The 26606-nt window shown below is 38.0% G+C and carries 13 protein-coding genes and 1 pseudogene; 7 read left to right on the forward strand and 7 right to left on the reverse strand.

The features are described from left to right. Positions 1-423: 423 nt before the first annotated feature. The 5 genes from IPP32_02665 to IPP32_02685 form a co-directional block, all read right to left on the reverse strand. Complete coding sequence (locus tag IPP32_02665; GenBank protein MBL0046988.1) at positions 424-2502, reverse strand: PKD domain-containing protein; 2079 nt, start codon at positions 2500-2502, stop codon at positions 424-426. A gap of 18 nt (positions 2503-2520) precedes the next feature. Beyond that, positions 2521-4614 (reverse strand): T9SS type A sorting domain-containing protein, encoded by a 2094-nt coding sequence (locus IPP32_02670; GenBank protein MBL0046989.1) that lies wholly within the window; start codon positions 4612-4614, stop codon positions 2521-2523. A 17-nt stretch (positions 4615-4631) separates the two neighbouring features. Beyond that, the gene (locus tag IPP32_02675) at positions 4632-6791 is read right to left on the reverse strand and encodes a T9SS type A sorting domain-containing protein (GenBank protein MBL0046990.1); all 2160 of its coding nucleotides are present in this window, start codon (positions 6789-6791) and stop codon (positions 4632-4634) included. Between the two features lie 85 nt (positions 6792-6876). Further along, positions 6877-9000 (reverse strand): T9SS type A sorting domain-containing protein, encoded by a 2124-nt coding sequence (locus IPP32_02680; protein MBL0046991.1) that lies wholly within the window; start codon positions 8998-9000, stop codon positions 6877-6879. 69 nt (positions 9001-9069) lie between these two features. Continuing rightward, positions 9070-10209, reverse strand: a complete 1140-nt coding sequence (locus IPP32_02685) for a cystathionine gamma-synthase (GenBank protein ID MBL0046992.1) — start codon at positions 10207-10209, stop codon at positions 9070-9072. A gap of 117 nt (positions 10210-10326) precedes the next feature. On the opposite strand from IPP32_02685, the gene IPP32_02690 reads away from it, so the two are divergent. Then, positions 10327-11238 carry a hypothetical protein gene (locus tag IPP32_02690; GenBank protein MBL0046993.1) on the forward strand — a complete coding sequence of 304 codons (912 nt, stop codon included), beginning with the start codon at positions 10327-10329 and terminating at the stop codon, positions 11236-11238. Between the two features lie 49 nt (positions 11239-11287). Here the strand turns inward: IPP32_02690 and IPP32_02695 are convergent, their stop codons facing one another. After that, a complete protein-coding gene (locus IPP32_02695; GenBank protein MBL0046994.1) occupies positions 11288-12364 on the reverse strand; it encodes a flippase-like domain-containing protein in 1077 nt (358 codons plus the stop codon). A 194-nt stretch (positions 12365-12558) separates the two neighbouring features. Between IPP32_02695 and IPP32_02700 the strand changes: the two genes are divergently transcribed. Beyond that, a complete protein-coding gene (locus IPP32_02700) occupies positions 12559-12909 on the forward strand; it encodes a hypothetical protein (GenBank protein MBL0046995.1) in 351 nt (116 codons plus the stop codon). A gap of 105 nt (positions 12910-13014) precedes the next feature. Here IPP32_02700 and IPP32_02705 read toward each other — a convergent pair whose 3' ends face one another. Beyond that, complete coding sequence (locus IPP32_02705) at positions 13015-13947, reverse strand: bifunctional riboflavin kinase/FAD synthetase (protein ID MBL0046996.1); 933 nt, start codon at positions 13945-13947, stop codon at positions 13015-13017. A gap of 124 nt (positions 13948-14071) precedes the next feature. On the opposite strand from IPP32_02705, the gene IPP32_02710 reads away from it, so the two are divergent. From IPP32_02710 to IPP32_02730, 5 genes and pseudogenes are all read left to right on the forward strand, one after another. After that, a complete protein-coding gene (locus IPP32_02710; protein MBL0046997.1) occupies positions 14072-16603 on the forward strand; it encodes a CotH kinase family protein in 2532 nt (843 codons plus the stop codon). Between the two features lie 1015 nt (positions 16604-17618). Then, positions 17619-21461, forward strand: coding sequence for a hypothetical protein (locus IPP32_02715; protein MBL0046998.1), 3843 nt, complete (start codon positions 17619-17621; stop codon positions 21459-21461). A gap of 222 nt (positions 21462-21683) precedes the next feature. Next, positions 21684-22115, forward strand: a complete 432-nt coding sequence (locus tag IPP32_02720; protein MBL0046999.1) for a hypothetical protein — start codon at positions 21684-21686, stop codon at positions 22113-22115. A gap of 2 nt (positions 22116-22117) precedes the next feature. Continuing rightward, positions 22118-22834 carry a hypothetical protein gene (locus IPP32_02725; protein ID MBL0047000.1) on the forward strand — a complete coding sequence of 239 codons (717 nt, stop codon included), beginning with the start codon at positions 22118-22120 and terminating at the stop codon, positions 22832-22834. After that, positions 22834-26560, forward strand: a pseudogene (locus IPP32_02730) (ATP-binding protein). Before IPP32_02725 ends, IPP32_02730 begins: the two are co-directional and overlap by 1 nt. Positions 26561-26606: the final 46 nt, after the last annotated feature.

The raw sequence follows: 26606 nt of genomic DNA on the forward strand, positions 1-26606 counted from the left end.
TAATCTGAATATTTTAAATTCCATACAAATCAATAAATTCAAGACTTATATGGAATCGGACACGTCAAAAATTTTATCATTATTTAACATGACTCACTTTTAACGGCGGCAAATTTACAAGAATTGATATTTTATACTCAAATAAAATGTTGAAAAAAGTGGGCTTTCTGTAATTTATAATAATTCTAAATAAGGATGCTTTGCCAACTTTCAAGTTATGGTGCCCTCCAACCCAAATGCTCTAATTTGCTATCTTTCAACGAGATGAAATTTTGCTCTTTTGTTTCCTCAAACAAAAGTGTCATTCCTCGCTAAAGTGAAAGGATTTTTTTAATTTTTTTTAAGGAAGGCATTGTTAATAAGTTCCTCCTTGTATCGATGGTTAGGGGCAAGGATAAATGGGTTCGCTAAAATGCGGAATGCCTAATTTACAAGCAATTTTTTGGTGAACTGTTGTCCGTTTACCAGCACTTGAACAAAATAAACTCCAGCAGGTAAATTGGTTTGTTTCCCAATTTCAATTTGATGCATGCCTGCACCAAATTCTTCAGTTGGCATATGAATAATGTTTTGTCCGGTTAAGGTAAGTACATCCACACTAATCATACTTTTTTTCTCCAAGACGATTGACATTTTAGTTTGAGCAGTAATAGGATTTGGGCCTATGCTGAAATCAAAAGTCGATGCAGAATTGGGATTGATTCCAAGAACGCTAATGATATTAATGTCATCTATAAAAAGATTATTTCCATCCTCGTTGATGTATTTGAATTTAATAAGCACATTGGGTTGGCTAAATACATTAGCAATGCTAACCACTTCCTGTTTCCATTCATTTGCTTGAGGAACAAATGTGCCGAATGTGGATGGAGCAGTTGGAAGAGCGGTACCACTTATACCCTTTCGCTGAAACCAACTCTTTCCGCAATCGGGAGAAACGAAAACTAATAATTTACTTGCACTACCGCTTCTAGAAGCGAAAGCATATTTGAATGTAAAATAGGGGCTTGCAATCGCAGCAATATTTATAGACGGACTGATTAATTCATCGGCATCACCCAAATTAGCGAGGTTGTTATTTAAAAAAATCGAGAAATTACCTGAAGTTTGAGCACTACTTGTTTTTTGCCAAGTAATTCCTGAAGCGTCCAAATCCTTTACAATCCAATCGCCCGGCACCAAATGGGTTTCAAAATCTTCGATAAATGAATTGCCAACAAATTGTGCTGTTGCAGCATTCACAGTTACAAAGCTTGATTTTGTGGTGCTTGCAGTGCTGCTTCCATTGGAAACACTTAACGATACCGAGTAAGTACCGGCTGAAGGGTATTGAACAGTTGGCATTGAATCGTTGGCAGTACTTGGTGGAACTAGGGTTCCACCGGGAAAGGACCAGCTCCAAGAGGTAGGTATTCCATTGTAAGAAACATCCTTGAACGTTATGGATTCTCCTTCGCAAAGTGAGCCTGCATTTGGGAAAGCCGTAAAATCTGCGGAGCAAAGAACCGGATTATCAACACCTGTTTGCAGCAAATTTCCGTTTGTCCATAGTGTGTTTCGTGAACCATCAAAGCTATTTAAAGCACTCACCATTCTTGATTTTTGTCCCCATGTAAACATTTTGGTACAATAAGAGTACTCCATGTAGTTTTGAACATTTTCAAGCACAGCGCTTGTGCACAATGTTCCATTGAGGTTACAGCTTGTCCATCCTTTTGTAATAGGTGTATCGCTCACACCATCGTCTCCACAAGCCACTCCTGGGCTATTTGTACTTCCCCAAACATGCGGCAAATCTAAGTAATGTCCAGTTTCATGAGTAAGTACACGGGAGCTAAAGGGAGAACTGGTGCCAATGCTTCCAAGGTAATTGTGCAGAATAATCACTCCTTCGGCATTGGGAGGTGCAGTACCGGGATAATATGCATAGCCTGCAATACCGCCGGGACTAATATTCTTAACTACCCAAATATTATAGTAATTCTGATATGGCCAAGGATTGAGTTTGCTTCCATCGTCTCCAATATTGGTTTGACTGCTGTAAATGCGGTCGATACCATTGGTACAGTTCCCATTTGGGTCAATTTGAGCCAGCTTAAATAAAATTTGGCAATCGGCTGCAAGCGCCTGAAAAGCAGGAACGATAAGGTTGGTATCGCTATTCCACTTTCTAAAATCGTTATTTAATACTCGGATAGCATCCTTAACTTGTGCATCCGATACATTCTCGGGACCATTTTCATGAATGATATGAAATACAACCGGAATGATATAGATGGCATTGGAGGTTTTAGCGGAAGAATAGCCGTTTGCAAAATTTTGTATATCCCTTTTCTCTTGTTCCATTGCAGAAGCAGTGTAGCTTTTTTGCAAATGAGGGTAGCGCTTTAAGGCTTCCTGCACTTTTGCATCGGTGCCACAAAAGTCAACCATTTGCGCAGAACCGATAATGGGCTGAACAAACAAAGTCAACAACAAAAAAACACGGGTAAAATTTGGCATAATATGCTATTTCGGGTATTAATTAATTACAAGTTTTTTTATGGAGCGGATACTGTTCACCTGCAGTTTCACAAAATAAACACCGGGAGCCATTCTTTTATCGGAATTGATTTCATACTGATGATTTCCCGGTTCTAATTGATTTTTTTCACTTGCTAAATGTTCAATCGATTTACCTAACAGATCAACAAGTTCAATATCGACAGCGCTTTTTGCATTAAGGTAAAAATTTAAACGCGTTGTTTCTTTTGCAGGATTAGGGTATAGTGTAAATACTGGAGATGTGTTCACCAAACTGTTTATTCCAGTAGTTCCTATTAAATTAATATCATCTAAATAGATATTGTTTCCACCACCGCTAATAAATTGAAATTTGAATCGCACATTTGTTTTATTAATTACAGAGGCTATGCTCGCAGAATCTTGTTTCCACTGAATGGCTGTGGGAATAAAATATTGCGTGCTGGGAGTTGCAACAGTTGCTAAACTTGCTCCGGTTATGGTTTTACGCAAGCTCCAGCTTTTACCGCAATCGGAAGAAACAAAAACTTTGAGTGCATCGTTATCTGCGCTAGTCTTTTTTCTAAAAGCAAATTTAAATTTCAAATACGAACTTCCAATATTCTGAACATTCACAGTTGGGCTAATGAGTTCATCCACATCGGCTGAATCGGCGCTATAATTTTCGATAAAGGCAGAAGCTGCTCCGGAAGCACCTGCAGTAGAAAATTGTTGCCAGGTAAAATTTCCACCATCCGGACTTTTTACTTCCCAATCGGCATTTGGTAGAAGGGCGGTTTCGAAACTCTCCGTGTAAGAATTGGTATTATAGCTGGCAACATTCGGTAAAACTGTAATGTATTGATTTTTGGTAGTGTTTACAGTGCTGATTGTATTGGTAGCACTTAAGCCAACATCATACACTCCGGCGGTTAAATATTTAACTGTAATAGTGGAATCGCCCTGTTGAGATGGCGGATTAAGGGTTCCACCCGGAAAAGTCCAGGTACGGGAAGTAACAGTTCCATTGTAGGATACATCAGAAAAGGAAACCAAACCATCTTCACAGACAATGTTATTAAAGTTATTGGAAACAAAATCGGCAGCACAAAGTGTTGGAGCGGCTGCGGTTCCGGTGGCCAATAAATTACTGGATGTTGACAAATTGCTTCTCCCGGCTACGATGCTTAATAGCGCAGCATTCATGCGTGCCTTCTGACCACTTGTAAACATGGTTGTACAAAAAGAATAATCCATAAAATTTTGTACGTTTTCGATAGTAGGTGGGTTACAAGCAGCTAAATTTAGGTTACAAACCAATGAGGACCCTTTTGTAATAGGCGTATCCGAAACATTATCATCACCGCAGGCAACATTGGGTTGATTTCCGGAACCCCAGGTATGTTTTAGGTTAAGCCAATGTCCTACTTCATGAGATAAGGTATGTGAGTTTCCTGAATTTGTTCCGACATAATCGTAGAGGCAAATAATTCCATCGCCACCACCGGGTGCTGTTCCTGGAAGGTAGGAATACGCTGCAGCACTGAGGTGGGATGGCCCCATTTTTTTTACTACCCAAATGTTAAGGTATTTATTTTGCGGCCATTGGTTAAACTTTGCTGATTCGCCACCATTGTTAGTTTCCCAAGAGTAAAAACGTTCGATTCCATTGGTGCAATTGCCATTGGGATCAATTGTTGCAAGTCGGAATTCGATTTCGCAGTCTGCCATTAATGGCTTATAGAGTGCAATAGTTTGTCCGGAATCAGGATTTTGCTTTCTGAAATCCTCGTTCATAACTTCGATTGATTCCTTAATTTTTGCATCAGAGAGGTTTTCGGGACCGTATTGGTGAATGATGTGAAAAACTACAGGAATAATGCGCACTACATTAGTAGCACGTGCTTCGGCGTAATTAGATGCTGCTTCTCTTTTATCACGGATAATTGCCTCTTCTTCGCGCTGTAAATATTCTAGCTCCAACTCCGGATGTTCCTTAAAAACAAGCCTTTGCGCCTCATCGGTGCCGCAAAATTTAAAGCCTTGTGCAAATGCTGCACCCTGCATGAAAATTCCTACAATTACTAATTTTGATTTTAAAAAATTACGCATGATTTATGAAATTGGGTTTATTTAATAATTAGTTTTTTCACTCCGAACTTGCCGTCGATGTTGGCTTTGATAAAATAAACTCCGGATGCAAGGTTTTTATTTTCATTGATTTTAATTTGTCTTTTTCCGCTGTCTACAACTCCCGCAAGCAAAACAGCCACTTCTTTTCCAAGCGGCTCGGTTAATCGGATATCAGCTCTGGCTGAATTTTGTGCTGTAAACTCTAGTGTGGCTATTCCTTCACTAGGGTTTGGGTATACTTCAAATGAAAGTGCTTGAGTTTGACTCTCATCTATTGAAAGCAGGGGATTAATAATATTAATGTCGTCGATGTAAATATTGTTTCCGCCTCCGCTTAAAAACTGGAATTTAATACGCACGTTTTGTGCATTTGCAACATTTAAAATACTTACAGTTTGTTTTTTCCATTCGGATGCCGTTGGAATAAAATAGCTGGTTTTTAAACCGGTAACTGACGATAAATTTGCTGCTGCGATTGTTTGGCGTGGAGTCCAGCTGCGGCCGCAATCGTTTGAAACCAAAATTTTAAGTGCATCGTTATTGATAGCTTTTCGTTTTGCAAAAGCGCATTGAAAAGAAAATGTCAAGCTGGATGGGCTGGTTTGATTGTAAATGGCTTGAACATTAATGGTTGGGCCCGTTAAGTCATCCACATCGGCAGAATCGGCACTGTAATTTTCAATAAAAGCGGATGCCGTTCCGGAAAATCCTGTTGAAGTATTTTGAGTCCACATAAAAGAACCTCCATCCGGGCTGGTTACTTCCCAATCCACATTTGGAATAGCTCCCGATTCAAAGCTTTCGGTGTAGAGTGTATTGGAATATGCTGCTTGGGATGGCAGTACACGAATAAGCGCTTGCTTTGTTTCGCTCACAGTAGTTGCGCCGTTGCTCACAGATAATGATACATCATAAACACCTGCAGTTGTATATCTAACCGTAACAATCGAATCGCTTGCTGTGGAGGGAGCCACGAAGGTTCCTCCGGTAATTGTCCAGTTTCGAGAAGTGGAGGGGCCGTTGAAAGAAACATCGGTAAAGGATACTAAGCCGTTTTCACAAATGGTATTTTCGGGAGTATTGTTGATAAAATCGGCTACACATAAAGTAGTTGGCAAGCTCACACCGGTTGCGGCCAAGTTATTTACCGACCACAAATTACTTCTCCCGCTGGTTGCGGAGGAAAGAGCAGCATTCATGCGTGCTGATTGCCCCACCGTGTACATGTTTTGGCAAGCTTCATCGGTATAATCCATGTAATTGCTATAGTTAATTCCGTTTCCGGAAGCAGTGCAGGCATCAAACATGGGGAAGCTGGGGCAGGTAGAAAAATTTTCGCTGGCTTGATTGGGTGTATCACCAACAAAGTCAGACCCAACGCAAGTACCACCATCATCGGCCCAAATGTGGCGTAGATTGAGCCAGTGACCTACTTCGTGTACGGTTGTTCTGCCTCGGTTTCCTTGGGCAGTTCCAATGGTTCCGAAATTAGCTGCAGCAATCACAACACCATCGGTAGCTGCTGCCCCCCCCGGAAATTGTGCAAATCCGGCAATAATGGTACCTGCGGGAGGCAATGAACCATCTGCACGACGGATGGATTTTACAATCCAAATGTTAAGGTATTTATTGCTGGGCCAGTAGCTGAGTGATTTCACATTGTCACGGGCATATACGGTTTGAGTGGAGTACACACGGTCAATCCCATCAGTACAATTTCCATTGTCGTCGAGTTTGGCCATTCGGAATTCGATTTCGCTGTCGGCGGCAATACTTTTGAAGGGTCCGGGTGTTTGCGCTGTATCGGCGGCCATTCTGCGGAAGTCGCGGTTTAAAGCATCAATTTGACTTAGTATTTGTGCTTTTGAAATATTCTCTGTCCCTCCCGCATGAATTACATGCACGCACACCGGAATAATTCTAACCACCGATTGCTTTTTATTGGCAGTGTTTGCTGTTTTTTGAGCAATGTATTGACTTGAATATTGCTCAGTGAAACTTTCCAAATTTCGTTGTTCGCTAGCAAAATGCGGATCATTTTTCATGGCGGCTTCATAGGTTTCGTGCGTACCGCACCAGCCTTGATGGGTTTGCGCAAAAAGATTTCCCCAAAGCAGGAAGAAACTAAGAATGGATAAAAACAGTTTTGATTTCATTGTTTAGTACGATTATCTATGTTTAAGTTGACGCGTTAATGAATTAAAAATTTTAATACTTGTTTGTTTTTACAGCATTTTGGTCTTAGTCAATTACAAATTTTTGAACCCGCTGTTTGTCATTTATAGTTGCATTAATGAAATAAATTCCGGCAGCAAGCGCGCCATTCTTATTGATTTCGATTTGAAGATTGGGCATTTGCAATTCACCTACAAATAGTTGTTCTATTTTTTTTCCAACAATATCGGTCATGAAAATTTCGGCATAGCCTTTTGTTTTAGTGCTGATGGAAAGCAGCGCAACCCCTTTTGTAGGATTGGGATAAATATGAAAACTCGCATTTTCAAGGGATTGCTCATCTACACCTAAAAGCAGGTTTGAAATATTTATATCATCGAGGTAGAAATTGTTTCCGCCGCCGTTAATAAACTGAAATTTGATTCTTACATTTTGAGCAGCAGTAACATTGTTAATGCTAACCGTTTGTTTTTTCCACTCGGATGCAGTTGGAATAAAATAGGAAGTTCTCACACCAGTTACGGAAGATAAGGATGAAGCTGTTAGCGACAAACGAGGTGCCCAAGATCGTCCGCAATCGGTTGATACCAATATTTTTAACACATCGTTATCGCTTACCGTTTTTTTTGCAAATGCACATTGAAATGAAAAGGTGATGTTGCCGGGGCTTGTTTGTGCAAATACTGCTTGAGCATTTAGGGTAGGGCTAAGTAACTCATCCATATCGGAACTATTGGCACTAAAATTTTCGACAAAAGCGCAAGAGTTTCCTGAGAAGCTGCTTGAAGTATTTTGAGTCCAAGTAATATTTCCACCATCAGGGCTTGTAACTTCCCAATCGTTGTTGGGTAGGGATGCCGTTTCAAAACCTTCGGAATAAAAGCCTGAATTGTAAACTGCTTGGTTGCTCAAAACATGAATTACAGCATTTTGATTTGTATTGACAGTGGTTACTCCATTGCTCACCGATAAACCTACGCCGAAATTACCTGCAGAAGCATAACTTACTGTAACAACTGAATCGCCGGGCAAGGATGGGGGTACTAAGGTTCCGCCATTAAAGGACCATGTTCTGGAGGTGATAGGACCATTGATAGAGATATCACTAAAAACAACTTGTCCGTTTTCACAAATGGTATTGCTCGCTACATTGGTCGAAAAATCGGCCTTACAGAGGTTTTGTGCTTGGCTTACGCCGGTGAGGGCTAAATTCGTGGAGGTCCACAAATTGTTTCTTCCGCTGATGGGTGAGGATAGCGCTGCATTCATTCGTGCTCCCTGTCCAATTGTGAACATGTTTTGGCATTGTTGAAGCGCATAATCCATGTAATTGCAAAACATTACGCCATTTCCTGTAGGCGTACATGCATCTAATAATGGAAAGCTTGGACAAGTTTGGTCATGGTTATCGGCTTGGTTGGGTGTATCGGCAACAAAATCAGAACCTCCACAGGCGCCATTATCATCGCCCCAAATGTGTCTTAAGTTGAGCCAATGTCCGACTTCATGAGCAGATGTTTCGCCTACAACGGCAGTTCCGATTGTTCCAAAATAACTCGACATTACTACAATTCCATCGGTTGCAGCAGCACCAGATCCGGGAAACTGGGCGTATCCAACTCTTTGAATCAGTGTTGATTTTACCACCCATATATTGAGGTACATATTGCTTGGCCAATAGCTTAATGCTTTTACATTATCATCGGCATTATTGGTGAGCGGAGTGTAAACACGAACAATTCCATCGGTGCAGTTTCCATTGGGATCAAGTTGAGCCAATCGGAATTCTATTTCACTATCGCCGGCAATACTTTTAAAGGGGCCAGGAGTGTTGACCGTATCTGCATTGGTTCTTCTAAAAAACTTATTGAGGGCATCAATCTGACTTAAAATTTGTGCTTTTGAAATATTTTCGGGACCCCCGGTATGAAATACATGCACCACGACAGGAATAATTCGGATAATCGCTTTTTTTTGAGTGACACCGGAACTATTCCTTTCACTTAAATACTGGGCAGTATACTGTTGGGTAAAGGTTTCAAGGACTTGCTGATTGTTAGCGTAAGTGGGATTTTTAAGTGCTTCTATAAAAATTTCATGCGCACCACAGGGGCCAATTGTTTGCTGCGAAAACAGATTAGTTGTGGAGGCAACTAAAATAAAAAAAGGCACTATCAGTTTCGTTTTCAAATTGACTAATTAAAGGGGCGGTTAAAATTTAAGCTAAGATAATTAAAATACGAGTTATTCGGCTTCAAATTATGCCAATGCGCTATTTAAATCGGCAATTAAATCCTCAATATCTTCTACCCCTACACTTAATCGCAATAAAGAATCGGTAACACCGGCTTTTTCTCTTTCGGCTTTTGGAATAGAGGCATGCGTCATACTTGCCGGGTGATTGATTAAAGATTCCACCCCGCCAAGTGATTCTGCGAGTGAAAACACGTGAAGTGATGAAGCAACTTTAAATGTGTTCTCGATAGAATTATCCTTTAATGAAAAGGAGATCATTCCACCAAAATCGCGCATTTGTTTTTTTGCTATTTCGTGGTTGGGATGCTCGGGAAATCCCGGCCAGTAAACCTTATCCACTTTTGGATGGGCCTTAAGAAAATGGGCAATTGCCTTTCCGTTTTCGCAGTGGCGTTGCATGCGCAGGTGCAAGGTTTTGATTCCGCGCATTACTAAAAAGCTATCCATCGGGCCGGGAACGGCACCGCAGGAGTTATGAATAAAAGCCAATTGTTCGTGAATTTTATCGTTGTTGGTGCAGAGGCAACCCATAATTACATCGGAGTGTCCGCCGAGGTATTTGGTTACGCTGTGCATTACTATGTCGGCACCTAAATCCAAAGGGTTTTGCAGGTAGGGAGAGGCAAAGGTATTATCGACAGCCAGTGTAATTTTATTTTCCTTAGCAATCTTTGCACAAGCTACAATGTCGATAATCTGCATCATAGGATTGGTAGGTGTTTCGACCCAAAGCAGTTTGGTATTTGCTGTAATATATTTGCTGATATTAGAGGCATCCGTCATGGAAATAAAATGAAATTTAATTCCAAAATTGGCGAATACTTTAGTGAACATGCGGTAGGAGCCTCCATAAATATCATCGCCGGTAATCACTTCATCGCCGGGTTTAAGCATTTTAATGACTGCATCTACAGCACCCATTCCGCTTGAAAAGCAGAGGGTATGTTTTGCATTTTCGAGTGCTGCAATATTTTTTTCGAGGGCGGTGCGTGTTGGATTTTTGCCGCGTGCATAGGCGTATCCCTTGTGGTTTCCTGGAGAGGCTTGCACGTAAGTGGAGGTTTGATAAATGGGAGTCATAATGGCTCCGTTGCTTGCATCCGGTTCTTGACCGGCGTGTATGGCTTTTGTGGCGAATTTCATGTAGATGTACTAAAATACTGTTTAAGGCGTTGTTTGTAAAAGGGCTACGAATTTAAAAAAATATATTTCTTTGGCTCTAAATATTAATTTTACAGCAATTTAAATCAATTTAAGGAAATGAATATTCCAACAAAAATTTACGGATTGTTAGTCGTTGTGTTGCTCAGTGTTTTTGCATGTAAAAAATCCGAAAAGGAGGTAGTTGCCGTGATTGATGAACCGGCCGCAACTAGTGGAGCGAAACTTATTTTTAAATTTAAATTTGATTCGCTGCAGCCACGCTTGAATAATTTGGGACAAAATGCTCCTATGTTACCCGGACATGCGGCACAAACGCCCCATTTTCGAAAAATAAGCGCGCATTATATAGAGCTTGCCCCAACCGGAACAACTGCATTGGGTGCAGGAAAAGTATTGTACCGAGCACCGGAGGTAACAACGGGAGGAGCTAATGCCATTGACTTTAACCAATCGCTTAAAGTTGCAGAAGGGGAAACTTTTTTTAGTGTTCCAATCAGTTCAGTGCTAGCCGGAAATTATCAGTGGTTGCGGGTTTCTTTATCGTATCAGAATTACGACATCCGCTACAAGTATAACAATGCCGGGGGTAGTGGCACGGCAAACGGTACCATTGCTTCGTTTTTAGGATTTAGAACCTATGTACAAAGCTACACTATAAATACTTTATCGATAACTGAAAACGCCAATAAAGACCAAGGTTATTGGGGATTTGAGACTTTTGGTCTTACTTTTAAAGGACAAGCGCCTCCGGGAGCAACAACGGTGCCTAATCCGTTATTTGCCAGCTCCCCAATTCCTCCGGGAAGTTGTGTGGTAACAGGTGCTTTTGCGAGCCCACTGGTGTTAAGCGGAAATGAAAGCAGCGATATAACCATAACGCTTTCGCTCAGCATAAATAAGAGTTTTGAGTGGGACGATCATTTTTCGCCCGATGGCTGGTATCAGCCGGATGCCGGCGATAAGGTGCTAGATATGGGGATTAGGGGATTGAAGCCTGTTGTGAATTAAATGTACCACATAAAGGCTATTACAATTTGATTCCAATACAAATTAAAATCTATTTCAACAACTCGTCCTTCTTAAAAACCCTATTCACCCAGCGGGGCAGTACTATTGCGCCAACAAACAAATAGGGATAATAGCTGATTAAGCGCCACAGCAAGGCAAGTGAGGACGTGAGTGCTTTGTTGTCGATAAACTCACCTAAAAAGTTGGAGAACATTATTTCGGCAACGCCTGAACCGCCCGGGGTGGGGCTTCCAATCATTAAAATTCCCATTACTACTTGGCGTGCATAGAGCAAAAAGTGGTTAAATGGAATGCTACTAAAGGCCATAATGATGCAGTTGATGATAATAAAGCGTGCTGACCAGCTGAGGCAGGTAGCTGCAAATGATTTTAGCCAATAGTTGAGGTTTTTTCCTTGCAACTGTTTGGACGCTATCACCATTTCTTCACCGGTTTCGACAGCGCCTTGTTTCCATTTATGCAGGAGTTTAAAGGAAAATAATTTGGTTAAAAATTGTTTTACGGCATGCGCATTTACAAAAAGTGCGTAAGCAATAATGAGTTTATAAAGGAGTATGGCAAAGTAAATAAACCAAAAAGTAAAATAGAGTTCTTTGCCATGTGCCAATTGTTGGGCAGCTGCGGAATTAAGGTTGGAGAATAAACCTTCGCGCCCTGCAATAAAATAAACCAACGGGGCTATGAGTGCGAAAAATAATCCATCTAAAAAGGAAGTGAACATTACTACCGAAATGCTTTTCCCAAACGATATTTTTTCTTTGTTGATGATGAGGATGGCAAATGCAAAACCTCCGCCCAGTATAGCAGGAGCAATAGCCGAAGCAAATTCCCACAGCATAATTACTTCAAAACATTTGCGCCAATTGAGTTCCTTATCGGTGAGTACCCGAATACGCCACATGTAGGCAAAATCGCGAATAACTACCATAAGTAAGGCCAGCAGCAACCAAAAGGTAGTGTACCAGGTCCAGGAAATGTGATCGAAAGCATTGCGATCGAAATTACGGAAGAGCATGTAACTAGCAGCGCCCAAACCTATAGCAATAGGAATAAGCAGCCTGCCGGGCCTTACCATCTTGAGTAAATCGGAAGCTTTATTCGACATAAATGAATGGTGCTGGGTTTACTTTAAAAAGCATCCGAATTTTAAATATAATGTTCCGCAAAGAAAACAAAATGTACGATACTTGTGTTTATTTTTTTAGTACAAAGTATCGAGTACAAAGTACAAAGATTATGGTATTTATGCCGTTTAAGATTTATTTATTGATGTAATTGATTTTGTTTAAAAACTATTTTATGAAAAAAATTTATCATTTGGGGAATTGTGGCACTTGCCAGCGGATTTTGGGAGAAGTGAAACCGGGCAAAGATGTGAAGTTGCAGGACATTAAAACGGAAGCGATGACTGCAGCACAGGTGGATGAAATGGCCAAGCTGGCCGGTTCTTATGAAGCGCTTTTTAGCCGTGTAGCTTTAAAATATAGAGCCCTTGGGTTGAACACTAAGAAGCTCACCGAAAAAGATTATCGCAACTACATTATTGAAGAGTATACTTTTTTAAAGCGGCCGGTGGCGATTTTAGGGAAGCAGATTTTTATTGGAAATACCAAGGCCAATGTGGAGGCTTTGAAGAAGGCATTGAAGTAGTAGAATGTGTGGTTTTAAACACATAGTAGAATGTTTGGTTTTAAACACATAGGCATATAGGAACATAGGTTTCACATAGGAGAGGGCAGAAATGAATTTAATTATTCAGAACTTTTTTGTGAGTTCGAGTGCTTTTGTTTTATCCAATGCCAGTTGGGCTTTTAGGGCTTCGAGGTGTTCGAATTTTTGTTCGCTTCGGATGCGTTCGATGAACTGAACGGAAAGTGTTTGATCGTAGATATCGGCATTGAAATCGAAAATATTTACTTCGAGGGTAATGGCTCCTCCCCCTACGGTTGGGCGATGCCCGATGTTCATCATACCGCTGTAATTTTTCCCGAGCACCGTAACTTTTACAGCATATACTCCTATTGCAGGAATTAATTTGCGTGCTTCACTTACTTCGATGTTTGCTGTTGGATAATCGATGGTTCGGCCGCGTTGATTTCCTTTTACCACCTTCCCGCTAAGGGAATAAGGATAGCCCAAATACTCGTTGGCTACTTTGATATTGCCCGAATTTAATGCTTGCCGAATTTTGGAAGAGCTTACTGCCACATGGTCGATATCTTGAACCGGAATTTCTTCTACATCAAAACCATACAAAGGACCAAACTCTTTTAAATGTTCGAAACTCCCTTCGCGGTTACGCCCAAAGTGATGATCGTGTCCAATGGCTAATTTTTTTGCGCCAATTTGTTTCACTAAAATATTGCGCACAAAATCCAGGGAACTGATGCGTGAAAACTCTTTATTGAAGGGAATAATCACCAAATGCTGAATACCCATTTTTTGGAGCAAGTCAATTTTTTCTGACTGTGTATTTAGCAAGCGCAAATCGTTATCGTCGGGAAATAGCACCAGTCGGGGGTGCGGATGAAAAGTAAGAATGACTGTCTCGCCTTTACAAGCAGCAGCAATATCTTGCAGGCGCGAAATAATTTTTTTGTGCCCTACATGCACTCCGTCAAACGTTCCGGTAGTAACAACGGCATTGGGTAAGGTGCTGAAATCTTCTAATCGTTCGTAGACTTTCACGTATGGCTTAACTGCATGGTACAAATTAAAAGAGAAAAATTCAATATTCGATGTGTCGTTAAAATAAACAGTTGAAAAAAGCTTACTTTCGTGGTAACATTAATTTAACATAACCCAAACATCCATGAACAAACAGTACTTTTTATTGCCCATTTTTATATTTAGTTTAGTTTTTAATTTTTCCTCCAAAGCGCAAATTGTAATCAACGAATTTTCGGCATCCAATTTATCTCAATATGTTGATGACCACAGTGATTATAACGACTGGATTGAATTGTATAATACATCTGCCGCCAGTTTTAATTTATCGGGCTTTTACTTAAGTGACGATAGTGCGAATGTAAACAAGTGGCAATTTCCTGCAGGAACAAGTATTGCAGGCCTAGGATATTTGCGTGTATGGGCATCCGGAAGAAATGTTTCTGTTGGGCTGAATTACCATACTAATTTTTCTTTAAAGCAAACTAAAAATAATCATGAAATAATAATCTTATCGTATCCAAACGGTGGTAAATTGGATTATGTGGACATTCATAAAAAAACACAATTGGGGCATTCGTATGGACGAAAACCGGATGGTGGCTTAACTTGGGGCGTTTTTTCTGCCCCTACTCCCGGTGCTTCCAATGTGAGTGTACAATATCCTGGATACGTTGCCAAACCTAATTTTAGTGTTCCGGCAGGATTTTATTCAGGTTCAGTATCGGTGGATATTACCTGCGCAGATAGTACTGCAACAATTCGTTACACGTTAGATGGATCTATACCAACAACTGTTTCACCTGTATACACTGCGCCTATAATTGTGGCCAATACCAAAGTTATTAAAGCAATAGCGTTTAATACTGCTTCGGGGAAACTTCCCAGTTTTGTGACCTATGAAAGCTTTTTTATTAACGTATCACACACTTTACCGGTGGTATCGATATCCGCATCGGGCTTAACCAATTTGGCCAATAATATAAATTCGAGCTTACGCCCCTTTGGTAGTTTTGAGTATTTTGATGAGGCGCAACAATTAAAAGCCAAAAGCTATGGTGAGTTTAACCGTCATGGGCAAGATTCTTGGGCCAATAGTCAGCGCAGTTTAGATTTTGTATCGCGCGATGAAATGGGTTATAACCATTCTGTAGAAGAGGCAGTATTTAATACCACCACACGGGATAAATACCAACGTTTGATTTTGCGTGCTGCCGGTGATGATAATTACCCAGCTGACCACAATCCAAGCAATGCCGGAAGTGCCCATGTGCGGGATGCATTTATTCATAATGTAGCCATGCAAGACGGATTGGATTTGGATGCACGAAGGGGCTCTAAATGCATAGCCTACCTAAATGGACAGTACTGGGGCGTGTATGATTTGCGCGACAATCCGGATGATCATGACAATACTGAATTTTATTACGGGCAAAACAAATACAATTTGTACTACATCGAAACTTGGGGACAAACTTGGGCACAGTATGGCGGACAGCCAGCCTTAACTGATTGGAGTAATTTACGCACTTACATTCTTACACACAATATGGCTATACAATCGAATTACGATTATGTAGCAGAACGCTTGGATGTAAAGAGTTTGGTGGATTATGTTGCTGTGAATATGTTTACCGTTTGTTCCGATTGGCTGAATTGGAATACGGCCTGGTGGAGAGGCTTGGATTCGACCGGCACACACTTAAAGTGGGGATATACCTTATGGGATAACGATGCTACCTACGGCCATTACATCAATTACACCAATATTCCGGATACCTCCTCACAAGCCAATCCTTGTGATCCTGAAACGTTAAATGGTTCATCGGATCCACAAGATCATATTGGGGTGTTGATGGCATTACGCCAGAATCCCGCTTTCAACCAATTTTATTTAACGCGCATGCTGGATTTGTGGAATACTACTTTTAGCTGCGAAAATTTATTGGCGAAGTTGGATAGTACTGTGAATTTAATTGATCCGGAAATGGCACAACACAGCATACGTTGGCAAGGTACCTATACTGAATGGAAAAGTAATGTGGCGCAATTGCGCACCTTTATCAGCAATCGCTGCGGCGATTTGACGGGAGGCTTTATGAATTGCTATAATTTAACCGGACCACATACGGTTACGGTTGATGCACAACCCGCCGGTTCGGGTACTGTAAAATACAATTCGTTAGAGCTTACTAATTTACCGTGGACAGGGACTTATTTTGGGAACATCAGCAGCAATTTGGTGGCTTTGCCTGATACCGGATACGGTTTTGTAAACTGGACAAGCAATTCGCAAGTTATTGCACCAAATACGTTGGCAGATACCGCCAGTTTAGTATTGAATAGTTCAGATACGATTGTAGCGCATTTTATTAATCCATCGGGTATAGCATCTGCGGCAAGCAATCAGTTGGGATTAAGTATTTACCCATCGGTGGTAAATAGCGTGACAACGGTTAAATTTGCCCTTGCAGAAGCAGCAGCGGTAAGTATTAAATTAATTTCTACGGAAGGAAAAGTACTTGGAAACATTTTGAATTCGGATGGTAAAAAGGCAGCGGGAGGGTATTCGATACAGTTGGATATGAAAGCCACCCAACTTGGTGCCGGGATTTATTTTGTAACGATTGAGGCGGGTAAGTATAGAAAAACAGTGAAATTGGTGTATGCGCCGTAAATGATAACTAATTTTTATAGCAAAGCCCTGAGGTCGAAAGATCATCAGGGTTTTGTGTTTTTTATAATTCGAGCAAGTGTAAAGAGCGGCAAGATGCCTTTTAATAGCTGACACTCGCTGGAAGCGAGCGAGGGTACAGTAGAAACCAACAACCCCCAACAAAAAACCCTCGCAAATCATTGATTTACAAGGGTTAGTGGTGGAGTCTACCGACCGAATGTCGAACCATAAGGATATAGAAACCTTGCTAAAATTTCATTCCTGAGTATCTTAATGAGCCAATATCTCTCATTTTCACTCATATTCTTCTTAAAAATGCTGTAACTGATCAAGAGAAAAAATACTTTGATTACGATAATGAGGTCAGAGACATATTTAGTAAGCGATTTACAGAAATAAGAAATTTAATAGCTCACCATCATTCAGCCATTCTTACGACTATATAAGCCAAAGGCACGTATTGTGCTGTTAAATTGTTTGAATAGCATTATACAATAAGACTTTCTGAAAATGAAAATTATCTTCAAGGAAGATAATTTAAAATAGTCAATGATTCCATTTCAGGAACATATTATTTAAGCTTACCTCTAAGGCTAGTCAAGTTTAAAATTTCTTCGGATACCTCTAAATTAAATCGAACTCAAACACGTGCGTTCAAAAGAGCTCACGGCTTGGGATTTAAAAATCGAAACGGTAATGTTCCTGTTTTTGACAGTTCTGGAATATTGTTATTCAGACATATTGAAGAACTTGCGAAGGATATCTCTCCTATTCCTGAGTATCACAACCACCTTACTAAGCAAATAAATGTTCCTGTCAAATATGGGCAAGGGCTTTACTTTGTAAAGTTTTTTAAATATGATGTTTTAGTCCCTCTTTATCAGGTTGAATATGTTTATGATATCTTATATTAGTAACACTCCTTGCAATTGTTTGCGAGTTGCAATTTGATGTTTATAATAAATTGATTTACTGCTAACTCCTTAGTAAATTTGTTATTACCTAATTACATAAGATGCACTCAATAAATGAAATAAAAACAAAGCATATCAATAATCTTTCTGCTGAAGAACTTTCTGCCTTACTTCATATTCTTTTGAAAGTGGAGGCGGAAAAAAATGCATTGATGAATTGGCAGATATTGGTTCCTCAAAAAATTACCGTTGCAGATGGTGGAGCAGATGGAAAAATTAGCTGGAGCATTGGTCAACCCTCAAAAACTGATTGGTTGAAAAATAACCTTACTATCTTTCAATGCAAAGCAACGGACTTGAAAATAAGCAACTGCTTTGAAGAAATTCTTGAACGTAAAGTCAAGGGGCAACCACGTAAGCTTAAATCACAAGTAGAAGATATTGTTGTAAAAAATGGGTGTTATACTCTGTTTACAAGCAAAGAATTAAATACCAAGCAACAAAATGCGCGAATCTCAAAGTTTCGTAATGCGATTCAAACTGCCAATCATGCTAATTACGCAACAATTGAGATTTATATTTATGAGGCTAACCAAATTAAAGATTGGGTGAACAAAAATGTAGCGGCAGTGACTTTTGTTCAAGGTTGCAACGACATTAGCCGCCCTCAAGGATTTAGATTATGGAATGAGTGGAAAGCTGACATGAGAGGTTCTGAAATTCCTTTTCAAACAAATGAAACCTTGCTGAGCTATATAAAGCAAATCAGGTCCGAGTTGAAAAAGAAAAAAATTATGAGAGTTATAGGTCATTCTGGCTTGGGGAAAACAAGAATGGTTTTAGAATCTTTTACGGAGGATGAGAAAGAACCCGAAATTAAAGCACAGCAGTTGCAACTCGTTTATTACGATATGAATCTCGGAAGCTTGAAAAACATTTCAGATTATATTTTATCACACAGAGCACATCAATCTGGAATTCTAGTTATAGATAATTGTGATGAAAAGTGCCATACTGAAATTTCAAGCTTGATAAATCTATCCAACGAATTCAAACTTATTACAATCGATTTTTCGTCAAAAACAGATGAAAGATCAGCAATTAAAATTGATAGGAAATCTCAAAAAGACATTGTTCAAAAAATAATTGATCAAAAACTTGGTGATATACTTACTCAAACAGATCGAGAATTTATCTCAAATCAGTCTGAAGGATATCCTCAAATGGCTATTTTATTTTCTGAATCAGTAAAGGAAAGGGGGTTGAATAATCTAAGCAGTCAGTTGCCAAATGATTTCTTGAAAAAATTAATTTTCGGTAGAAATAATGAAAGCGAATTTGAATACGAAGTTATTAAAGCATGTTCTGTAGTTTCAAATTTTGGCTTTTTGGACGACAATATCATTAGTGTTTTACGAGAAGAGGAAAAAGATTTCATTAAAAAACAAACTGAATATGTAAGGAATAGAATATTCGGTTCATTTGAAGGAAAAGAAGTAACTTATAAGAACTTTTATCGCATTTGTCAAAAGTATAGAAGCACTGATATAATGGAACTTCGAGGTTCTCGCCTGATGGTCAAACCTACTCCGCTGGCTATCAATCTTGCTGCCCAATGGTGGGAGGAAACACCTCACGATTCCATTAAAGAAATTCTTGAAGAGTTAAAGGGTAGCGATCTTGGAAAGCGATTAGTTGAAAGATTAGTTGAGCTCGACCAATTAGATAAAGCGAAGGATATTGTTAATCAACTATGGGGCCCTGATAGCCCTTTTGGTACAGCGGAAGTGCTTAACACTGAATTGGGTTCACTCCTCTTTCGCTATGTTGTTGAAGTGAATCCGGTTGCCACAGCTAAGGCTTTAGAATCAGCGTTTGGCAAAATGACAAAAGGAGAAATTTTAAAAATTGACGAAGGAAGAAGAAATCTTGTTTGGGCACTAGAAAAACTCTGTTTCAGAAAGGAAACATTTAATATTGCAGCAAGGATTCTTTGTTCTTTTGCCGTCTCAGAAAATGAGACTTGGAGCAATAATTCGATAAATCAATTTAAACAATTATTTCAAATCTATTTAGCTGGAACAGCTGCGCCCCTACTAGAGAGACTAGAAACAATCAAATGGGCACTAAGTCAACAAGATGACGACTATACTAGCATTGCTATTCGTGCGATGGGGAGAGGGCTGATAAATGATAATCTTTCTAGAACGGGTGGTGCTGAGCTACAAGGAAGCGGATCTCCACTTGAAGATTATAAACCTACATGGCTAGAAATAAGACAATATTGGAATTGTATTATTGAAATGCTTACTCAAATAGCTTGCTCTGATTCGAAACATGCTGATCTTGCACAGAAAAGAATCGCTAATTCTATAAGAACCTTAATTCGAGATGGCCACTATGAACAAATTATTAAATCGATAAGAGAAGTTGCTAATAAAAAGGGAACTCTTTGGGTGGAGGCTTTGAATAATCTTAGGAAGACTTTAGGTTTTGAAAAGCATTTACCTGCGAATGTAGTTGTTGGGGTAAATACTCTTATAAAGGAGCTCACTCCTGATGATATTAAAAGCCAGGTACTTCTAAAAGTAACAAAACCAGAATGGGAATCTCATGAAAAGGATGATGCGGGACGGTATATTGATAAACCCAAAATAAACACTGAGGCTTTCGCGCAAAAGCTAGTAAATGAAAAAATTCCATTTGAAGGGTTTTTAGAAGATTTGCTCACGGGAGAACAAAGGCAAGGTTTTAACTTTGGTTATAAATTAGGGGAGTTGGTGGAAGAAAAAGTAAGGCTGTTGGATAACGCTATAATTTCATTGAAGGCAATAGTAAAGAATAATCAAAATCCTGAATTCATTGCTGGCTTTTTATGTGGAGCAAAAAATAAAGTTTTGTCTGAAATGTTTATTGATAAGTTTATTATTTCTGATGAAATCAGGCATCATTCCTTTTATCTGACACGCATTATTAATCCAACATTGAAAGATATTGAAAAACTTTTTCCTCTTGTCGATAAATTTGGTCTTTCAATTAATTCCTTCAGGATTTTTCAGTATGGGCAACCATTGAGCAATCTGTCTAACACTGAAGTTCTATCATTATGTCACAAAATTGGTAGTTATGGCGATGCAGGTAAATGGGTCGCCTTATCAATAATGTATATGTTTTGTTTCTCGAATCCTGAAAAATGGATGCTCAATAAGGACTTCTTTAGAGAAATTATCATATCCGAAAATTTATTAATTAGCGAGGGTAAAGAAATCCAAACAGAAGGATATCATTGGTCCGATTCTGTAAAAAAACTGTTAGCTGAACTTGATAATAATGAATTTGCAATCCTTATTTCAAAGCAGATAATTGAGTTTTGTTCAAGGCCCAGATTTAATTATTCTTTCGACAGCTATATTACAAATGTCCTTATTATTCTTTTCGAAAAATATATTAATCACATTTGGAGTTATTTTGGCGAGGGAATAATGAGCAATAATGGATCGTTTTTAAGATTAGAACATCTTATAGGAACTAGAAATGGCTATTTAGGAAATCGCTTAGGGCTCCCTTTTCGAGACCCTACTGGCTATGAGACAATATTAGGCTGGTGCAGAAATTACCCAGAAATCGCTCCACAAAGAATAGCGCGCCTAATGCCCTTAAACATAACTGAAAATAACGAAACAAAATGGCATCCATTCTCTAAAGCTGTTATTGACGAATTTGGCGATAATCAGAATTTACTAGATTCTCTTTCTTCCAATATGGGGTCATTTGGAACAGTTGGTTCGAGAATCCCATATTACATAGAACAAAAAAAACTTTTAGAAGGGTTATTGAATCACAAGATTCAGAGAGTTCGAGAGTGGGCTGCCAGAAAGCTTGAATACACTGAAAAAACTATTAAAAGGGAGGGAGTTGAAGATGACGAAAGATATATTACCTGACACGACTTATGGTTTGCAAAGTGTGATTTTAGACCTCTGATAGCAGCCTTAGTTCAAAAAATATTTTCCATAAAACAGATTTGCCTTTCACGAGAATCAATAACCTTTAGTCTTCAATGCGTCAATACAAAGTATCATGATTGTTAAATGTATTTTCTCGCGATTCTTAAAAAGGGAAGCTTAAAAACATATCTTTGACCTTACACAAAAAGGCACCATTTTATGATGAGTTTAAAAATCATAATTCCTTGCTTAGTCTTAGCAGTAAAGATTGTTATGAAGTTATTCGTAAACAGAAGAACTGAATCTAAACATTTCTTTGAGCTGGTTTATGAACTTCCAATTGATATTGCGTTTCTTTCGTTTTCCTTTTCAATTGTTTATTTTTTTCTTGATGAGGTAATTGATAAGTCAACTGCTCTAATTCCGATTTTTCTTGTTGTAGTTTGTATGGTTGTTGTGGCTATTTTTAGATACTGCAGGTTTTTGGATGATGTAAAAAGAACTAGTTGGCAAACAGTATTATTGATTTTTTTAATAGTTTTTAATTATAGTATTTCTTCTTATTGTCTTTTTTCTACAGCGGACCATTTGCAAACAATGAACAAGGAATTAATCAAGGAAGGTCCTCAAAAAATAAAAATTAACCAATAGGCATGGATACAATGAGCATTTTGATTATAGTTGGTATTAGTTTAGGTGCAGGTTTAATATCTTACTTGTTAATTCATGGCTTAAAAAAGAGAGACTATGACAACAAAAAGCACCAAGCAGTTTTAGAGGAGGTCAGAGGCTCATTTGAAAAGCAAATGTATGCTCTCAACGATAGACTAATTCAGAGTGAGGAAAGATGGAGAGACGTAAATCATCTTTTGTTAAGAAAAGAATATTTAGAAAATCAATCTCCAATATTGGTTAGCAAACGTACACAATACTCTGACTTTTTGAGAGCAAATGGTGTAACAGAAAATGACCTTATAGTTGAACCTCGCTCAATCTTTATTCTCACACCGTTTCATGACAAATATTATGAAGATTACAAGGTAATAAGAGAAACTTGTATAGACTTAGGTTACAAGTGCTCTAGAGGAGATGACACATACTTTGACAAGGCAGATATTTTCCCTCAAATGTTGAAATTAATTGTTAAGTCAACCCTTATAATTGCAAACTTGAATGGCCGTAATCCCAATGTTCTATATGAGTTAGGAATTGCTCAAGCCTTAGATAAGACAATAATTCTTATTGCCAGTGAGCCAGAAAAATTGGAATTGCCAGTTGATATTAAATCGAAGCGGTTTCTTATTTACAAATCTTACAAAGACCTGCAGGAAAAAATAAGGACTGAACTTAAAGGTCTAAGCTCTAACTAATGGGTAGGTTGCAAGCAATAGAAAGTGCGCTTATCTCCATTAGCCAGTCTGCTTTTCAGGAGTTATGCGACAGTTTCCTTATATTGAGGAATCCTAATTATTCTGCTTTTTCAAGATCAGGAAGCCAAAGTGGAAAACAAAAGACAATTAAAGGTACCCCTGATACATTTTTACTCCTACCTGATGGGAGATACGTATTTGTTGAATATTCAACAAATATTTCATCCGGATTAAATAAATTAAAAAGTGATGTTTTAAAGTGCATTGATACATCAAAAACGGGAATACCTGTAAACCAGATTGCAGAATTAATTCTCTGTATAAACTTCAATTTAAAAACAAGTGAAGTTCAATCGCTAAAGACTCTTTTAGCAAACACACGAATTCTTCTTACCCTTTATACTCTTGACTCACTCGCAATTGAACTTAAATTGAATCATAGAGATTTAGTAAATGAATATTTGGGCTTACCCATTGATACTGGACAAATTGTTTCAATACAAAAGTTTATCGAAGAGTATAACAGAGCATCTGGCGGGATATCAACTCCTCTGAATAATACCTTTTTACACAGAGAGCTTGAATTAAAAGAATTTAAGAAAGCAGTTTTAAATAATGATTTTATAATTCTAACAGGAAGTCCAGGAATAGGGAAAACAAAATTTGCCTTAGAAGGAATAAATGAATTTCTATCAGAGAATCTAACGTTTGTCGCCTATTGTGTTTCATACAAGAACCATACATTACTTGAAGACTTATATCAATACTTTGATTCTGACAAGGACTATGTCCTATTCGTTGATGATGCAAATAGAATTGATGCCTTTAGTCAAATTATTGGCTTTTACGGTACTTATAGAAAAGGGAGATTGAAAATCGTAATCACTATTCGTGATTATGCCTACCAAGAAATCGGCATTTTATGTCAACAATTTTCACCAAAACGCATTGAATTATCAAAATTTGTGGATGACCAAATTATTGACATAATAAAGGCAAAACCATTTGAAATAATTAATTCAGATTATCATAAAGAAATAACTCGAATTGCAGATGGCAATCCGAGAATTGCAATAATGACCGCTTTGCTTGCAAAAGCAAAACAAAATATTTACGCCTTAAGCGATGTGTCAGATTTATTTGAGAACTACTTTTCAACCTTCGTTAAAGATGTAGGAGACATTACAACTACTCTAAACATGCAAAGCCTTGGCTTAATCTCATTCTTTTATACAATACCTTATAAAAACAGAGAAATTACAGAAGCTATTCTTGAAAATTTTGGAATTAATTATTTTTCATTTATCGATGCAATTGATAGGCTAGATAAACTAGAATTAGTTGAAGTTCAATTTGAACACGTTAAAATTCCTGAACAAAATCTTTCAACATATTTTTTTTACAAGGCTTTTATACAAGATGGTGTACTTTCTTTTGAAACCTTGCTCAGTAAATATTTTGATAGTAATTATAATCGCTTTAAGGACTGTGTAATTCCCGCCAACAATACATTTGGCCCTAGCAAAGTGATGGATAAACTACTTCCTGCCTTGCAAAAGCATTGGAAAATAATTAAGACTGAAGAAACAAGAGCATTTAAATTTCTCTTTACTTTTTGGTTTTACTTGTCTGGTGAAGCGATAGAATTCATATACAATTTAATTAAATCACTTCCTGTTGTTCCAATTGAAAACCTTAAAGTGGACCGTGGACAAAATGATTTTTCGCACAAGAAAAATGATGTGATTGAGCTTCTAAGTGAATTTTTCACTCACTCTATGAATCTTTATGAGGCTATTGAGCTAGCATTTGATTTTTCGAGAAAGAAGCCAGAGTTTTTACCTGAATTAATTCACAAGATTCGAGAAGAGTTAACTTTCGATAGAGATGATGAAATAGAAGGATTTAATAGACAAACTATTTTATTTAAATTTTTAATTGATGGATTAAACAAGAAAGATTCTATTCTTGCAATCTCCTTCTACGAATTATCAAAGTTATTTCTCTCGTTTAGATTTCACCACACTAAAGGAGGCAGAAACCACTCCTTTTACATGTATCAATACCGAATCCCCAATATTTTCGAAATACAAGAGTTTCGTAAAAATATTTGGGATGCTCTTGAAGCAAATTTTGAAAGTTTTCCAGAAAGTTCTTTTAAACTCTTAGAGAGCTATGCAGCTGTTAGCCCCGATGTTTCAAAAGAAATAATGAAATTTGACATTCAATTCATAGTTAGTATTATTGAAAGTCATTTGACTCCTATCTCCTTTGAACATTGTAGATATGTTCAGGATCAAATTAGATGGTGTAAAAAAAATTCCGTTTCACACCCATCTTTTGCAACCTTAAAACGGAAGTTTACAAACCCGACATATCAAATATTCCTGAAAATTGACTGGGACAGATTGAGAGATAAGGATGTTTATGAGTTTGACGATTATGAGAAATATGAAAAATTAAAAGAAGAAGAAATCAGAAAATCCTTTCAGTTTGATACCCCTAATGAAATTGACAGGTTCTATGAGACTTTTACGTATTTAAAATCCGTGTCGAAAAATGAGTGGAATTAATATAAAAACGCTTGATTATATTATTGATGAGAATTGTGAGAAAAACTTTGAAATAGGATGCCTGCTTCTAGAAAAAATTATTGAGAAAAACAATAAAACTAATTATGTCCCTAGAATTTTATTCCAGAATCACCTGAATTCAAAGTTGAAAGTTAAAGTTCTTTGGGAGTTAATTCAAAGTCGGGATTTTAACCAAAAAAGTTTTTGGGAACTCTCATTCTATGATCACTTAGATGATTCTTTAATTAACAAGAATTTTGCTGATGCGCTTGCAAATACAATTAGTAGAATAAAAGAAGGAAGCGGAATCCATTTCAATCGACTGGAGAGATTTCTAAAAATAGAGCCTAACATATTCCAAATTTTACTTGCAATAATTGTGGACAGAAATGAAAATGAAGATATAAAGTTGCAACTATGGATGGATTTTTTCAGTGATTATTTTAACCATCTTGGCAATGATATTAATCTTATTAAAAAAGCCTATTTACAGCAAGACAGAATACAAAATCATTTTGATTTTAACGGAATTGGGTTTCTTAATATTTTAAAAAAAGATCCTACATTTATTTTTGAATACGTTTACAACTTATATTCAGTAAAACAGTTTGGGGTCTCATCGGATCATAAAAATCTTGGCTTTATTTGGCAGGTTAATAATATTGAGACCTCTTTAGGAAAAGCTTTTGATTTAGTAGCTGAAAAAGAGCCATTTTTTAGTTCTTCCGATAACTTTTGCAACGCTCTTTTTAGAGACCTTAAAGATTCTGAAAGAGAGAGAGCAGGAGCATTCCTTATCGATTATTGTAAAAAGAATTTCGAGGATTCCGATAGGATGAATCTTCTCATTAACATTGTAAGGCATTCAATGAAAGAGTTATTTAATGAAATACTATTACTTTTTTTATCATTGAGTCAAGATAAAGAACTATTCTCAAAAATTTTATGGCGGGGAAGTGGAGGCTTGTACTCTGGAAATGTAATTATTGGGGATATTCATGCTGCAGAATGGAGAAGCATTCTTACAACTATTGAAAACTCAATACAAGGCGCTAATCTTTCACCCATTAAAAATTATATTAACGAGGAAATTGCATATAGTCTAAAAAGTGGGGACTTGGAAAGACAACAAAGGTTTTTGAGTAGAGGGTAGTTACTACTCTATCTTAAAATAGAGTATTGTGCCTAGATTCTGGTAT

The organism is Bacteroidota bacterium (genome assembly GCA_016721765.1).
Lineage (GTDB): Bacteria > Bacteroidota > Bacteroidia > UBA4408 > UBA4408 > UBA4408.

What these genes read in the sequence shown, in the direction of transcription:
- IPP32_02665 (MBL0046988.1), bottom strand. Translation starts at nt 2,502, where the DNA reads ATGCCAAATTTTACCCGTGTTTTTTTGTTGTTGACTTTGTTTGTTCAG.
- IPP32_02670 (MBL0046989.1), bottom strand. Translation starts at nt 4,614, where the DNA reads ATGCGTAATTTTTTAAAATCAAAATTAGTAATTGTAGGAATTTTCATG.
- IPP32_02675 (MBL0046990.1), bottom strand. Translation starts at nt 6,791, where the DNA reads ATGAAATCAAAACTGTTTTTATCCATTCTTAGTTTCTTCCTGCTTTGG.
- IPP32_02685 (MBL0046992.1), bottom strand. Translation starts at nt 10,209, where the DNA reads ATGAAATTCGCCACAAAAGCCATACACGCCGGTCAAGAACCGGATGCA.
- IPP32_02690 (MBL0046993.1), top strand. Translation starts at nt 10,327, where the DNA reads ATGAATATTCCAACAAAAATTTACGGATTGTTAGTCGTTGTGTTGCTC.
- IPP32_02695 (MBL0046994.1), bottom strand. Translation starts at nt 12,364, where the DNA reads ATGTCGAATAAAGCTTCCGATTTACTCAAGATGGTAAGGCCCGGCAGG.
- IPP32_02700 (MBL0046995.1), top strand. Translation starts at nt 12,559, where the DNA reads ATGAAAAAAATTTATCATTTGGGGAATTGTGGCACTTGCCAGCGGATT.
- IPP32_02710 (MBL0046997.1), top strand. Translation starts at nt 14,072, where the DNA reads ATGAACAAACAGTACTTTTTATTGCCCATTTTTATATTTAGTTTAGTT.
- IPP32_02715 (MBL0046998.1), top strand. Translation starts at nt 17,619, where the DNA reads ATGCACTCAATAAATGAAATAAAAACAAAGCATATCAATAATCTTTCT.
- IPP32_02720 (MBL0046999.1), top strand. Translation starts at nt 21,684, where the DNA reads ATGATGAGTTTAAAAATCATAATTCCTTGCTTAGTCTTAGCAGTAAAG.
- IPP32_02725 (MBL0047000.1), top strand. Translation starts at nt 22,118, where the DNA reads ATGGATACAATGAGCATTTTGATTATAGTTGGTATTAGTTTAGGTGCA.